10 protein-coding genes are annotated in these 15,376 nt (G+C 64.0%); 6 read left to right on the top strand and 4 right to left on the bottom strand.

From position 1 onward, the window contains the following. The first annotated feature begins 108 nt into the window (after positions 1 to 108). From HWX03_RS33285 to HWX03_RS33265, 5 genes are all read left to right on the top strand, one after another. Positions 109 to 3,528 carry an ATP-binding protein gene (locus HWX03_RS33285; RefSeq protein ID WP_175874188.1) on the top strand — a complete coding sequence of 1,140 codons (3,420 nt, stop codon included), beginning with the start codon at positions 109 to 111 and terminating at the stop codon, positions 3,526 to 3,528. Between the two features lie 67 nt (positions 3,529 to 3,595). After that, entirely contained in the window at positions 3,596 to 4,534 is a 939-nt protein-coding gene (locus HWX03_RS33280) for a response regulator (protein ID WP_175874274.1), read from the top strand. 739 nt (positions 4,535 to 5,273) lie between these two features. Beyond that, entirely contained in the window at positions 5,274 to 6,689 is a 1,416-nt protein-coding gene (locus HWX03_RS33275; protein WP_174430154.1) for a sugar porter family MFS transporter, read from the top strand. 55 nt (positions 6,690 to 6,744) lie between these two features. Beyond that, positions 6,745 to 7,473, top strand: a complete 729-nt coding sequence (locus tag HWX03_RS33270; protein WP_175874187.1) for an HAD-IA family hydrolase — start codon at positions 6,745 to 6,747, stop codon at positions 7,471 to 7,473. A 30-nt stretch (positions 7,474 to 7,503) separates the two neighbouring features. Further along, a complete protein-coding gene (locus HWX03_RS33265; protein WP_175874186.1) occupies positions 7,504 to 9,030 on the top strand; it encodes a mannitol dehydrogenase family protein in 1,527 nt (508 codons plus the stop codon). A 111-nt stretch (positions 9,031 to 9,141) separates the two neighbouring features. Here HWX03_RS33265 and HWX03_RS33260 read toward each other — a convergent pair whose 3' ends face one another. Continuing rightward, positions 9,142 to 11,175 (bottom strand): FUSC family protein, encoded by a 2,034-nt coding sequence (locus tag HWX03_RS33260; protein WP_244132841.1) that lies wholly within the window; start codon positions 11,173 to 11,175, stop codon positions 9,142 to 9,144. A 29-nt stretch (positions 11,176 to 11,204) separates the two neighbouring features. Beyond that, entirely contained in the window at positions 11,205 to 12,302 is a 1,098-nt protein-coding gene (locus tag HWX03_RS33255; RefSeq protein ID WP_175874185.1) for a branched-chain amino acid aminotransferase, read from the bottom strand. 183 nt (positions 12,303 to 12,485) lie between these two features. Between HWX03_RS33255 and HWX03_RS33250 the strand changes: the two genes are divergently transcribed. Further along, positions 12,486 to 12,944, top strand: coding sequence for an Lrp/AsnC family transcriptional regulator (locus HWX03_RS33250; RefSeq protein ID WP_174430228.1), 459 nt, complete (start codon positions 12,486 to 12,488; stop codon positions 12,942 to 12,944). 121 nt (positions 12,945 to 13,065) lie between these two features. Here the strand turns inward: HWX03_RS33250 and HWX03_RS33245 are convergent, their stop codons facing one another. Then, complete coding sequence (locus tag HWX03_RS33245) at positions 13,066 to 14,214, bottom strand: porin (protein WP_174430149.1); 1,149 nt, start codon at positions 14,212 to 14,214, stop codon at positions 13,066 to 13,068. A gap of 369 nt (positions 14,215 to 14,583) precedes the next feature. Beyond that, positions 14,584 to 15,351, bottom strand: a complete 768-nt coding sequence (locus tag HWX03_RS33240) for a class II aldolase/adducin family protein (RefSeq protein WP_175874184.1) — start codon at positions 15,349 to 15,351, stop codon at positions 14,584 to 14,586. Positions 15,352 to 15,376 lie beyond the last annotated feature (25 nt).

The following is a 15,376-nucleotide window of genomic DNA, read 5'->3' as shown; positions in this document are numbered from 1 at the left end:
CGTACTGGAATGTAATTTGCATTGCAGGGCGATCCTGAGCGGCGCGGTCCGCCGTCATGCCGTTCGCGCCCCGCTCGCGCCGCTTTCGCACCAATTCGGATCATCGTCATGTCCCAGAGTCACCCATCAGTGGGCGCGCCCGGTACGCAACGCATCGTCAAGGTGCGCCGCGACTACAACGCCTGGGTCGGCGACGAAACCCTCGAGGACTACGCGCTGCGCTTCACGCCGCGCTCATTCCGGCGCTGGTCGGAGCTGCGCGTGGCCAATACGGCGATCGGCGCGGTGTCGTTTCTGGTGCTGGAGGCGATAGGCGGCAGTCTCGTCGTCAACTACGGCTTCACGAACGCGTTCTGGGCCATTGCGGCCGTCTCCGTGCTGATCTGGCTCACCAGCCTGCCCATCAGCTATTACGCGGCGCGCTACGGCGTGGACATGGACCTGCTCACGCGCGGCGCGGGCTTCGGCTATATCGGCTCGACGGTCACTTCGCTGCTGTACGCGGTGTTCACGTTCATTTTTTTCGCGCTCGAAGCGGCCATCATGTCGCTTGCGCTCCAGCTTTATTTCCATATTTCCCTGGCGATCGCCTACGTCGTGAGTTCGCTCGTGGTGATTCCGATCGTCATGTTCGGCATCACGCTGATCAACCGCCTGCAGAGCTGGACGCAGCCGCTGTGGCTCGTATTGTTCGTGCTGCCCTACGCCGCCGTGCTGTGGCGCCATCCCGACCTGATCGCGCAATGGACCACCTTCGCGGGCTTCGCGCCGCAAGGCCGCGCTTTCAGCCTGATCGCCTTCGGTCAAGCCTCGACGGTCGTGTTTGCGCTGATCGTACAGGTGGGTGAACAGGTGGACTATCTGCGTTTCCTGCCGCCGCTCACCGCGAAGAACCGCACGCGCTGGTGGTTCGCGTTGCTGTCGACGGGGCCGGGCTGGATCGTGCCCGGCGCGCTCAAGATGCTGGGCGGCGCCCTTCTCGCCTTCATCGCGCTCCAGTACGAAGTCGATGCCAGCCACGCAACCCAGCCGACGCAGATGTACCTCGTCGCCTATCATCTGCTGCTCGATCCGCTGGGGCTCGCGAGCTGGGCGCTGCCCGCGATGACGCTGTTCGTGATCGTCTCGCAGTTGAAGATCAACGTGACCAATGCCTATGCGGGCTCGCTCGCCTGGTCCAATTTTTTCGCACGGCTCACGCACAGTCATCCGGGCCGCGTGGTATGGCTCGTGTTCAACGTCATGATCGCGCTGCTGCTCGTGGAAATGGGCGTGTTCGATGCGATCGCCAAGGTGCTGTCGCTCTACGCGAACATCGCGATTGCGTGGATCGGCGCGTTGTTCGCCGATCTCGTCATCAACAAGCCGCTCGGCTATAGCCCGCGACATATCGAGTTCAAGCGCGCGCATCTCTACGATGTGAATCCCGTGGGCGTCGGCGCGATGCTGATCGCAGCCGCCGTCGCGATGCTCGCGCATAGCGGCCTGTTCGGCGTGCTCGCCCAGGCGATGTCGTCGTTCATCGCGTTCGGTGCGGCGTTCGCGTGCGCGCCCGTGCTCGCGGTACTCACGCGCGGTCGCTATTACATTGCCCGCGCCGCGCAACCGACCGGCGACGCCACCTCGCTGCGCTGCGCGATTTGTGAAAACACCTTCGAACCCGATGATACGGCGCACTGCCCGGCCTATGGCGGCACCATCTGCTCGCTGTGCTGCTCGCTCGACTCGCGCTGCCACGATCGCTGCAAACCGCATGCGCGCTTCGCGTCGCAGGCCGACCGCGCGCTGCATCGCGTGCTGCCAGGCGCGCGACTCGGTCCCGCCGCGCTGCGCCTCATTCACTATGCGAGCCTCGTGTTCGCCATGCTCGCGGTGCTGGGCAGCGTGCTCTATCTGATCTGGTCGCAGAGCGCGACGTCGATGAGCGCCGCCGGGCCGGCGATCGGCCATGCGCTCTCGGGCAGTTTTCTGAATATCTTTCTCGCGCTCTCGCTGGTGGGCTGCATCGCGGCTTGGTGGTTCGTGCTGGAGCGCGAAAACCGCCGCGTCACGCAGGAGGAGTCGCAGCGGCAAAACGAATTGCTGATGCTCGAAATCGACGCGCATCAGAAAACCGACGCGGCGCTCAAGCGCGCGACCGCCGCCGCAGAATCGGCCAATCAGGCCAAGAGCCGTTACGTGTCCGGCTTGAGCCACGAGTTGCGCACGCCGCTGAACAGCATTCTCGGCTACACGCAATTGCTGCTGCAGGCGAAGGAAGAACTCACGCCCACGCGCTACAACGCCGTGCGCACGATCCATCGCAGCGGCGAGCATTTGCTCGCGCTCGTCGACGGCCTGCTCGACATCGCGCGCATCGAGGCGGGCAAGCTTCAGTTGAACATCGCCAAGGTATCCCTCGCCGATTTCGTCGCGCACCTGACGTCGATGCTGCGTCCGCAGGCGCTCGAGAAAGCGCTCGCATTCGACGTGCAGACGGTCGGCCGGCTGCCCGCCACCGTGCGCACCGACCAGAAGTGCATGAGTCAGATCCTCACCAACCTGATCGGCAATGCGATCCGCTTCACGTCGAGCGGCGCGATCACACTGCGCGTGAGTCACGCGCTCGATACACTCAAATTCGAGGTGATCGATACCGGCCCCGGTATCCCGCCCGCCGAAATGGAGCGCCTGTTCCTGCCGTTCGAACGCGGCGAAGCGGCCCATGCGTACGATCACGGCGCCGGTCTCGGGCTCACGATCTGCCGCCTGCTCACGCAAGCGCTCGGCGGCAGCCTGGAAGTGGACAGCGAAGTCGGGCACGGCACGCGCTTCGTGGTACGCCTGTTCGCCCCCGCCGTCGACGCGGCGGCCGAAACCCACGCCGAACTCGCGTCGATTCGCGGCTATACGGGTGCGCGCCGCGCCATTCTCGTGGTCGACGACCTCGACGATCAGCGCGACATCGTCGTGCAATTGCTCACGCCGCTCGGCTTCGACGTCGCTGAAGCGGCCAGCGGCACCGATGCGCTGCGCTGGCTGGCGATGCACACGGCGGACGCGATCCTCATGGACATTTCGATGCCGTTGATGGACGGCTACGAAACCAGCCGCCTGATCTCCGAGAATCAGTTGTCGAACGCGCCCATCGTTCTGCTCTCCGCCAACGCGTTCGCCGATGACCGTGATCGCGCGAGCGCAACCGGATGCAAGGGTTATCTGGTGAAACCGCTGCAGGTGAACCTGCTGCTCGACAAGCTTGCACAACTGCTTGCACTCGAGTGGATTGCATCCGACACCCGCGCGAGCACGCCGGCCGCGACACAGCCGCTCACCCCCGCCGTGTGGCCACGCGAGCTCGTCGAACAGCTGCATGCGCATCTCGAAGTCGGCTACGTGCAAGGCGTGATCGAACAGCTCGACGCCGCCCACGAGACCTGGCCCGCGTTGCGGGATCAAATCGCCGCGTTGCGCTCGTTGGCGGAACGTTTTCAGCTAAGGGAACTCGAGCATGAACTTGACCGACTCGCACGCGGCGCGGACGCGTGACGCGCACACCACGATCGCGGCCTCACCGATCGTCGACGACCCGGCCGCGCGGCTGCGCGAACGGCCGGTGATCCTGATCGTCGACGACACGCCGGAGAACCTCGCCTTTCTTTCCGATACGCTGCAGGCGCACGGCTACGCGGTGATCGTCGCGCTGTCCGGCGAGGACGCGCTCAAACGCCTCGCGCGCGTGACGCCCGACGTGGTGTTGCTTGACGCAATGATGCCCGACATGGACGGCTTCGAAACATGCCTGCGTATCAAGCAGGACGGACGGCACGAGCATCTGCCCGTGATCTTCATGACTGCGTTGACGGAGAGTGAGCACGTCGTACGCGGCTTTCGCGTCGGCGGCATCGACTACGTGACCAAGCCGGTGCAGCCCGAGGAATTGTGCGCGCGCATCGGCGCCCACGTGCGGCGTTCACGCGCCCAGTTGTACGCGGAGGCGGCACTGTCGCTCGACACGCGCGCGGCGCTGATCGTCGGCGCGGACGGCACGATTCGGTGGCAGAGTCCGCAGGCTGCGCATCATATCGCTGCCTACACGGCTGCGCATGACGCCCCCGCCGGTGCCGCGCAAACCACGAACGCACACGATACCGATGCGCCCCCGAAGCTGCCTGCGCCGCTGCGCACCTGGTTCATCGACTGGCTCGCGCGCGGCGCCCACGGCGACGCCGTGCACGAATTCAGCTCGGGCCCGATACGCCGCTCGGCCAGTGCGACGCTCGGTCCGGAACCGGGCAAATGGATCGTCATCCTCAAGGAAAGAGACGACACCGTGCATTGCAATGCGCTCGCCGAGCGCTTCGGCCTGACCCTGCGGGAGGCCGAGGTACTGCTCTGGGTGTCGCACGGCAAGACGAACCGCGATATCGGCGACATTCTGGGCATCGCCCCGCGCACGGTGAACAAGCATCTCGAACACCTGTTCCGCAAGCTGCATGTCGAAACCCGTGCGGGGGCGGCCGCCGCGGCGATCAAGATGCTCGACCGCACGTGACAAGCGCGGATCCCGGCATCGTCCAGTCCCGATGCCCTTGCCGTGCGGCTCGCCGTGACGCGTCGTTCACGTGGCGATCCCCGTCGCGACGACGTTGAATGCAAGCGCGTTCACGACGCAGATTCTGTGAGGCAGTCCCGCACATAATTTCGCAAACTTGATCTTTTGCTCTGTTTATGGATAATTGTTCATAACTCGGGCGACATGCTCCCCGTAGATCTCGTCACGAGCCCCTAGCCGGCCAGCCCCGCTCGGCTGGCATCCCCTTTTTCGGCACCCGACCCTATTGGTCCGCCGAAATACCGTCACGATTCCACCCGGCAACGGCGGAATCGTTCGCCTGCGACGCAGGCCGTGAAGCGCCAGAGGAGACACTGGCGCCTTACTCCAAAGTGCGGCTCCAGATCGTGCTCAACCAGAGGAATCGTCGCGCCCTCGATCCAAACCGGTTTGGATGGGCCGCGAGCGGTTTCCCCACTCGGTGACCGACATGACCCAGCAATCACCCCGGATACAAACCGGAAGTCCACCCCATCGGCGCGTTCCATTTGCCCGACGCGGCAGCATGCCGCCCGGCCGCGTCCACGCGCTCGCCTGAGCGTCCGTCTGCGCCCTTCTGCGCCCGACTTCAGCGAGGCGTTGCCACCCATGCGGGGGCGCCTTTTACCGCAGTAGGCACATGCCGTCACGCTGCGCGTTCGTTCGCCGTGCGACGAACAGCATCACGAGGAAAACCGTCATGGCTTCTGATTCCGCCCTTCCCGACACCCCCGCGAGCCGCGCCGGGTCCACCCCATCCGCCTACATGCGGACCGTCGCATCGGTCGCGGCGATCGCCGGCGGGCTCTATGGATACGACACCGGCATCATTTCGGGCGCGCTGCCCCTCATCGCGCGAGACTTCGCCCTCGACTACCGCGCACAGGAGCTCGTCGCCGCGGCGATCCTGCTCGGTGCGGTGATCGGTGCGCTGGCCGGCACCCGCATGTCGGCCGCATTCGGACGCCGCAAGACCATTACGATCGTCTCGGCGATTTATGCGGTCGGCGTGCTGGCTGCCGCACTATCGCCCGACGTGTGGTCCCTCGCCGCGTCCCGGCTCGTGCTCGGATTCGCGGTCGGCGGCTCGACGCAGATCGTGCCGACCTACATCGCGGAACTCGCGGAGCCGGACAAGCGCGGTCGCCTGGTCACCTACTTCAACGTATCGATCGGCATCGGCATCCTGCTCGCGGCATTGATCGGCGTCGCGGGGAACGACCTGTTTCCCTGGCGCGCGATGATCGGTATCGCGATCGTCCCGTCGGTGATCTTGATGGTCGGCATGACCCGACTGCCGCGCAGCCCGCGTTGGCTCGTCGAGCAGGATCGCGTGGCCGACGCACATGGCGAGCTGTCGAAGGTGCGGGAATCTCAGGCAGCCGTCCGACACGAGATTGCCGATATTCGGGATGTGGTCGAGCGACAGCAGAGCAGCGCGACATCGGGCTGGCGCACGATGCGCGAGCCCTGGGTACGCCCCGCCCTCGTCGCGGGCCTCGGCGTCGCCGCGTTCACCCAGCTCAGCGGCATCGAGATGATGATCTATTACACGCCGACGTTCCTTCGCGACGCGGGGTTCGGCGCATCGGCATCGCTCTGGGCCGCACTCGGCGTCGCCATCACCTATCTCGTGATGACCTTCATCGGCAAGCTGATCGTCGACCATGTCGGCCGCCGCACGCTCAGCCTTGCGACTCTGCCCGTTGCAGCCGCCAGCCTCGTCCTGCTTGGCTGCCTGCTGCGCGGCGACTTCGTTTCGCCTATGCAGCAACTGTGGATCGTCGCCAGCCTGATCGCGTTCATGGTGTTCAACGCCGGCGGCATCCAGGTCATCGGCTGGCTGACCGGCGCGGAAATCTACCCCGTCGCGATTCGCAACCAGGCCACCGGCGCGCACGCCGCGATGTTATGGGGCTCGAACCTGCTGCTGACCGGGACTGCGCTGACCGTGACCAAATGGCTCGGTGTCGGCGGTGCGATGTGGGCGTACGCGTGTCTCAACGCGCTCGCCTGGGTGTTCATCTACTTCATGGTGCCGGAAACGCGCGGTCGCAGTCTCGAGGACATCGAGCGCGCATTGAAGCGCGGAACGTTCGGACCGCGCCATTCATGATCGAGCCGAGTCAAGCCAGCCACCTCTATCCCGCCTTCTCATCACGGAAACCGACATGAACGAACTCCCTGCCGCTCGTCGACTTTCGGACTACGCGCTCATCAGCGATTGCGATGGCGTGCTCGTCAATAGCGAGGCCGTCGCCGAACGCATCATCGTGACTCGCCTCGAGCACCTCTGGGGGCTAGCCGGCCTTCGCGACGTCGTGCGTCCCATGCTCGGCATGCGAACCGAGCAACTGCTGCGCACGGTCGCGACCGTCGTCGGTCGGCCGCTTGACAACGACACGGTCGAGGCGATTCGCGCGGACGTCCACGCCAACGCGGTGAATGCGCCGGCCATCGACGGCGTGCGCGACGCATTCGCCGCCGTTCCCCTCGTCAAGGCGTGCGCGAGCAACAGCGACTTTTCCTACGTGCGCAGCGTGGTCGACCGGATCGGCCTGGCCGACATGTTCGGCGAACGATTGTTCACGGCCGACCAGGTGCCCTCGCCCAAGCCCGCACCCGACGTCTATCTGGCCGCCGCCCTTCGCATGCATGTCGCGCCCGAGCGTTGCATCGTCATCGAAGACAGCGTGACGGGTACGGCAGCCGCGATTGCCGCCGGCATGACCGTACTCGGTTTCGTCGGCGCCGCGCATGCGGCACGCACGCAAACGGACAAGTTGCACGCTGCAGGTGCGTACGTCGTCTTCAACAACATGGCCGCGCTGCCGTCGCTCGTCGAGCGCTGGCTGCGAAGAATGCACGACACGACACCCGATGTGCGCATGCGCGCCTGACCTTCCTCGATCAAGCAACACCTTGCGATCATGAATGACAAAGAATCCCCGCTGGCACACGAAGATGGCTCGCGCCATCCGCTCTCCCATGCAACCATCGGACACGCCGCACCGCACGTCGCCGTTCCTGCCTACGACCGTCATCGCCTGACGGCAGGCATCGCGCATATCGGTGTCGGCAATTTCCATCGCGCACATCAGGCGCGCTACATCGACCATGTACTGCATCTGCCCCGTCACGAAAACTGGGCAATATGCGGAATCGGACTCGGTAACAGCCGGTCCTCGGTCGCAAAGGCCGATGCGCTCCGCGCGCAGGATTGCCTCTATACGCTGACGGAGTTCTCGAGCGACGGCGCGACAACCGTGCGCGTAATCGGTGCAATGATCGAGTATCTGCACGCACCGAGCGATCCGGAGGCCGTCCTGACCAGGCTTGCCGATCCGGCGATCCGGATCGTATCGCTGACTATCACGGAAGGCGGTTACAACCTCGACGAGACGACCGGCGCATTTCGGTTCGATACGCCCGACGTCGCATACGATCTTCTGGGAGGACCACCCCGTACCGCGTTCGGGTTCATCGTCGAAGCGCTCAGACGGCGCCGGGCCGCCAACGTGCTGCCGTTCACCGTGATGTCCTGCGACAATCTGCGCAGTAACGGCGATACCGCGCGACGCGCGGTGCTCGATTTCGCCCGTGCGGTCGACGTCGATCTCGCTGCCTGGATCGAGCGTTACGTCGCGTTCCCGAACAGCATGGTCGATCGGATCGCGCCGCAGGTGACGGACGCGGTCCGCCTGCACGCCAACCGGTTGTCAGGCATCGACGACACGGTGCCGGTCGTTGCCGAAACATTCTCGCAATGGGTGGTCGAGGACAGTTTCAGCGCGGGACGCCCGGCATTCGACGCCGCGGGCGTCGAATTGCGCGACGACGTCCATGCATACGAGGCAATGAAGGGGCGCATGCTGAACGCTTCTCACATGTTGCTCGCTTATCCGGCGATTCTGTTGGGACATCGCTTCGTCCATGATGCAATGGCCGATCGCGATCTCGCCGCGCTGCTCGATACCTTCCTTACCCAGGACGTCGGCCCGATCCTCACGCTACCGCACGGCGTGTCCGCGCACACCTATGCTCAAAATACGCTCGCGCGCTTTCGCAACGCCGCACTGGGCGACCAGTTGCTGCGCGTCGCGCACGACGGCGCATCGAAGATTCCGGTGTTTCATGAAAAGACCATCGGGGCACTGGTCGCGCGCAACCGCGACATGCGCCGTGAAGCCCTGCTGCTGGCTTGCTTTCAGCATTACCTGAAGGGTGTCGACGATCTCGGCAACCCGTTCGCCGTCAGCGAACCGCAGTTCGATGCATCGGATCTCGATCGCGTGCGAAGCGGCGATCCGCTCGCGATCCTCAAATCAAAGCCGTTCGCCACACTGGGTCTCGATGGCAACGCGGGATTCGTCGATCAATTCCGCACGATGCAGGCAGCCGTGGCAAGAGGCAGGACGCGTGACGCCGTCCGGCTGGCGCTCGATTCGGATGCTTGAGCGGGTGGCGCGATTGATGCTGTCGGAGCAATACGTCGAACGACCGCCTGAATGATCTGCGGATAGCGGGTACCGATGACGACAGCGGGTCGGTAGCCCGCCGCGGCGAGATCAGTCGGTTCCCGTCGAACCCGAACCCGCGCCGGCGATCAAGGGGTGAGAGATGCGAGAGCCGCGGTTATCTCCGCTACCGTTCCTCGCCCGTATTTTTCCGGACAGCGCGTCCTCGAATGCCCGGTTGAGTTCGGTCAGCTTCGCGTCGAGCCAAGCCAGTTCCCGGTGGGCGGGTAACGGATGATCGCCGGACATCGCGAGCGTTCCGGGCCCGACGTTCGCAGCCGCATCGGCTCGCGTCGCGCGGCTGCGAGCCAGATCGCTCATCAACGCATCGATCCGCGTGACGATGGCTGCGCGCGCATGCCGCTCGAATGCGACAACCGGGCCACCGGCTTCGACAGGCAGGCGTGTCGCCACGATTCGACCGTACAGCCAGCAGTACAGCAGCGCGTCCAGCAACCGTCGGGCATCGCCGGATACACGGAGCATGCGCCACGCGGCCAGCGGCCTGACAGCCATGCGCACGTCGTGAAAACGTCGATCGGCCGCGCGCGTCTGCGCCGCCCCCAGCTGCGTGCCATCGTCGCGTTCGTGCACGAGTTCGCGCAGCGCGGCCAACAGGCTGTGCGAGCGCGTCGCAATGTGGCGCGACGCCGCCAGTGGCATCACCAGCATCGCCGCCGCGAACGAAACCGCGCAGCCGATCAACACCTCGCCGATACGCAGTTCCGCAAGCAGTCCGATCTCGAACCCGAGTTGCGCATAGACGAGGCCGATCAGCACCGTGAGAAAGAAAACGCCGCGTCCATAGGCGTGCAGGATGTGGTATGCCCAGGCAAACACACAGACGCCCATGACGATGGCCACGAGTGCATTCGCATGATGAACGGCGCTCACGACGAGTACGCTCGCGAGCGCGCCGGCAAGCGTACCGGCGACGCGTTGCGCGCCGCGATAGATCGTGTCCGCGCACGAATACGTGCCAAAGAACACGACGAACGTGCTGAGCACCGCCCACATCCACCGCTCCGGCGACAGCATCTCGCCGATCAACATGGCGGCGAACGCAGCCGCAGCAGCGCGGATCGCCGGTAGCCATGCAAGCGTGCGCCAGCCGACGAACCACGGAATCGCACGCGCGGGCCGCGGCATCGTGGCCGGACGGGCGGCGGTCATGCGCGCCGCTACTTCGTCGGCGACGGTATCGAAGCGAGCGATCGCGGCGCGCAGCGCCGCGGCGGCAGCGTCGGTCCGATCGTGGTTCAGCACGCGCCGGGCCGCCGCCATCTCCAATGCGACGAGCGCGGCGTGCAGCGCATGCGCGTCGCCTTCATCGAGTTTCGACGCGTGATTCTCGAGTGCGATGGCGGCTTCGTTCAACGCGAGCAAATGCGTCATCGCATCCAACGTGCCCGCGTCCGACATGTCACTTCGTACGATGCATGCCGCTTGCAGCGATACCGAGCGCGCGATGAGCCGGGGCGTGTGCGCCGCATGCGTCGGCAACAGCATCCGGCAGACGAGCACGACGCTCGCCGGGCCTGCGATCGACATCGCCAGCATGCGGCCGACCTGTAGCGCGGTCGGATGCAGATAGAGGCCGAGGTAGTACATGGCGATCGCCAGGAACGCACATCCGACCGTGCGCGGCCCCTGGGTTTGGCACAGCATCGAACAGAACAGGACGATCACGAAACCCGCCTTGCCGACGGCGGGCCACGCGCTCACGACGGCGGCTGCGGCGAAGCTCGCGCATGCGACACCGTACTGCCATGCAAGCGATTCATACCAATCCAGCCGACGAGCATCGCGCAGGAACAGTGGCGCGACCATCGCGAAAAGTATTCCAACGGCGCCGGTGGTGATCGCAAAACCGAGATGGAGCGCCAATGCAATGCCGAGCGCGCCGGCAAGCAGGCTCGCCAGCGCGGCGCGCGCCCCGCCCAGCAGACGATGAAGACCGGGGTCGACGATAAACAGGCGGTCAATCGCGCGTGACAACGAAACAGCTGACATGATCGAAGTATTCCAAGAGGCAGCGCGGCTGCGTTCGGCCGGAATGCCGACCGCGGCGTTCATGACGGCCATCGCGAGTCGCGAGGGCCGCCGTGCCGAACTCAAAACACGCGGTCCACCCAGCCGTGGTGATCGGCGTCGCGCCCGTTCTGGATATCGAGCAGCGCCGCCTTCAGGCGCAACGTGACCGGCCCCGCGCCACCTTCGCCGATCGTGAAGTCGTACGCACGGCCCTTCACCCGGCCGATCGCCGTCACGGCCGCCGCCGTGCCGCACGCGAACGCCTCGACCAGTCGACCGCTGCGCGCGTCCGCCTGCCACTGCTCGATCGTGTAGCCCTCCTCCCGCACCGTGTAATTCAGATCCCGGGCCAGCGTGATCAACGACGCGCGCGTGATGCCCGGCAGAATCGTCCCGTTCAGCGGCGGCGTCTGGATCGACCCGTCGTCGAACACGAAGAACACGTTCATCCCTCCCAGTTCCTCGATCCAGCGGCGTTCGACCGCATCGAGAAACACCACCTGCTCGCAGCCTTCGCGGATCGCCTCCGCCTGCGCTGCCAGGCTCGCCGCATAGTTGCCGCCGCATTTCGCGTCGCCCGTGCCGCCCGGCGCCGCCCGCGTGTAGTGCTCCGACACCCACAGCGTCACCCCCGATGCGCCGCTCTTGAAGTACGCGCCGACCGGCGTCGCGATCACGCAGTACAGATACTCGGGCGACGGCTTCACGCCGAGCACCGCCTCCGTCGCGATCATGAACGGACGCAAATACAGCGCCGCGCCGTCGAACGCCGGAATCCAGTCGCGATCGGCGCGGACCAGCGCACGTACCGATTCGACGAACATCGCCTCCGGCAACGGCGCCATCGAGAGCCGCTCGGCTGAATGGCGAAAGCGCCGCGCATTCGCATCGGGACGGAACAACGCCGCGCCGCCGTCCGGCAACCGGTAGGCTTTCAAGCCCTCGAAAATTTCCTGCGCGTAGTGCAGCACGAGCGTCGCCGGATCGAATCGGAACGATTCGCGCGGCCCGATTTTCGCGTGATGCCACCCTTGTTCCGCCGAGTAGCGGATCGTCACCATGTGATCCGTGAAGACCCGGCCGAAACCGGGATTCTCAAGCAGCGCGGCGCGCTCGGCCGCCGCGACGGGGTGAGGATTTTGTTCGAATTCGAAGTGCTGGACGGAACCGGTGCTCATCTTTTGCCCCTTGATCGGCAGCGGGACCGCCCCGGCTGCTACGGGCAAAAATTTATCGTAGAAAAAATAATTTCAGGTTGCGTGTTCGACTTAAGATGGACGCGGTTCAGCAATTCAATGCTTCAAAAATCGAAAACTCGGGCACCGCGTGCCTCAACCGAATAGGTCGGATCAATGGCCGTGATCGAACTGGACGAAATGGACCGTCGCATTCTGAGGGCGCTCCAGGAAGATGGGCGACTCCAGAACGTGGAACTGGCGCAGAAAGTGGGCTTGTCGCCGTCACCGTGTCTGCGTCGAGTCAAGCAACTGGAACAGGCGGGTGTGATCGAGCGCTACGCGGCGCTGCTCGACGCATCGAAGATCGGCGCGGGGTTGACCGTCTTCGTCCGCATCTGGCTGACGAGCCAGGACGCGAAAACGGTCGATCATTTCACCGAGGTGGTTCAACGTCTCCCACAGGTTCTGGAGTGCCACTTGATGGCGGGCGATTGCGATTGCCTGCTGCGTGTCGTGACCGCCGATATCGACGCCTATCGGACATTCCAGATCGACCACCTGACTCGGATCGACGGCGTGCAGAGCGTGAAGACCGAGATTCCCATGCAGAAGATCAAGCAGACTTCCGTGCTTCCGCTTTGATCGCGCGCGCCGCCACGGAACGCCGCATGCGAAACGCCGGCAAGTCCTGTCGAACCGAGACTCGTGTCGGCGATCAAGTGGCGTTCGCGGAGTCATGCAGCCTCCGCGAACGGCATTGGCGTCAGAAATGATGCAGCAGCGCGATACGCGCGACATATTGATTCGGGCCTGACGAAATATCGGCGGCGCCCGGAATGTACGCGTAGTCGAAGTCGGTTCCAGTGTGCGCGTTCATCGCATGCTGATAGACGCCCTCCACGAATACCGACGTGCGTTTCGACAAGTCGTAATTCAACTTCGTGCTCAGTTGATGCCACTTCGGATTGAACGCGCCGACCGTCGACGCGACGCGGGCCTGAGTGTACGTGTATGCCGCGCCGATGTAGAACGCAGTCGTGAAGTGATAGAGACCGTTCACCTCGAAGTTGTCGAATTTCCACGATTTCCACGCACCGCCCGCCGGCTGCGTCGTACCGGTGAAATACGCGTTCGAAGTCGGATCGTAGACGTCGACGTGCGAATACGTGAATCCCACCAGCGCATTCGAGAACGCATAATTCACGCCGATGCCGATGTTCTGCTGCGACGATGCATCGAACGTGTTGTCGCCGGTGACCGCCCCGTTCGAATCGGCATTGCGTGCGTTATTGATCTTCAAATACGACGCACCGACCGTCAGCCCGCCCTGCTGGTATTGCAGCGCGGCGCCATACAGGCGGTTGTTCGCGAAGCCGCCCGCCTGATTGCTGAATCCATACATCGCCTCTGCGGTAATGCCGTGCCACACCGGCGACACGTACTTGACCGCGTTATTCACGCGGAACGAGTAGTCGGTGTTGTCGTTGTCGTACGGATGCGAGAACAGGTAGCCGGTCCAGTTGCCGTTTGCGGTGAGCGGCGAGAAGAGATCGACGCTCGGATCGTACTGGCGGCCGAACGTCAGCGTGCCGTATCGATCCGACGCGATGCCGACGAAGGCCTGGCGGCCGAATTCCCGACCACCTTGGTTCATTTTGCCGGTGTTGACGTCGAAACCGCTCTCGAGCGTGAAAATCGCCTGGTAGCCTGCGCCAAGGTCTTCCGTGCCCTTGATACCCCAGCGGCTGCCGTAGTCATAGCCGCTTTGCAGTTGCACGGTCCCGTGGCCGCGTGCGTTGCTCGTGTAGTTGATACCGTCCTCGATCTTGCCGTACAGGGTCACGCTGCTCTGCGCATGTGCGGCTGCAGCAAGCAAGGCGGCGGGTGCGATGATCCCCCAACGCTTGTTCATGACGATTTACCCCCAAGTCTTTCGTTTGCCGGTCGTAACGCTTCCGCGCTGCGTATGTGCCGCGTCGAGGCTTCTCGACGATGCGACGGGCGCAGTGTAATGAGCCGATTTTCTGCTGATAGCCCTTCGCGGCAGGAAGGTGCTCTCCAAAACGGGGGGTGTTTGTCAGCGCGGGAAACGGCTAGCGGGCTGTTGAAAAGCGGACCGGCCAGCGCTCTGTAGACAGTCACGAGCCGTTTGGCGCGTAGCATGGCTGGCAGTCACGGAGACCGGAAACGGGGCGGCGCCTTCAGGTGCATCGAACGGGCGCTTGCTCGGGCAGCTTGATTTTATTCGTGCCTGCTTCTTTCGGCAGGCAGAGCATTTCCGTCACTTCCGCGGACCGTGCCGCATCTTCCTCACCATCGCATCGAACAGCTTGATCGCGAACCGATCATTGCGGATCAGCTGCGCTGCAAGCTCCGAACAACGCGCCTTGAGCGCATCCGCCAGCGGCACATCGCTGCCACGCAGCGCCGCGGCCTGGCATTGAATTTCAGCGGCACGCTGCGCGGTCCACAGCAGCATGAAGGTACCCGGAATATCCTTCTCGCAAACAGCGATGCCGTGATTGCGTAGCACCAGCACATGTTTGTCGCCGAGGCTCGCGAGCATCCGTGTTTTCTCATCGTCAAACAGCGTGATCCCTTCAAACGTGTGATAGGCCACCCGCCCAAACAACTGCGCTCCGTAGAAATCGTCGTGGCGAAAGCCCTCTTCCTTCAAGGCTATCGCCGAAATCGGAGTCGTATGGGTATGGACGATACAATGCACGTCGTCCCGCGCGCCATGGATCGCACTATGCAACGCGAACCCGGCGGGATTGCCCGGATACGGCGACGGATCAATCAGATGGCCCTCGTGGTCGACCTTCAGCAAGTTCTCCGGCGTCACCTCGTAGTAGTTCAAACCGAATGGATTAACGAGGTAATGTCCATCTTCGCCCGGCAACCGTGCCGAGATATGGTTGAAGATCATTTCCGTCCAGCCCATGTAATCGATCAGATGATAGAACTCCGTCAGTTGAACGCGCAGCGCCCATTCGGCATCGGCGATATGGTCCGGTTTGCGAATATCTGAAAGGATGGCATATGTCATGACTATTCCCGTTTAAAAGACACTT

It is taken from the genome of Burkholderia sp. BCC0397, from assembly GCF_902832865.1.
In the GTDB taxonomy this organism is placed as follows: Bacteria; Pseudomonadota; Gammaproteobacteria; order Burkholderiales; family Burkholderiaceae; genus Burkholderia.
This window is presented reverse-complemented; position numbering and strand designations above follow the sequence as displayed.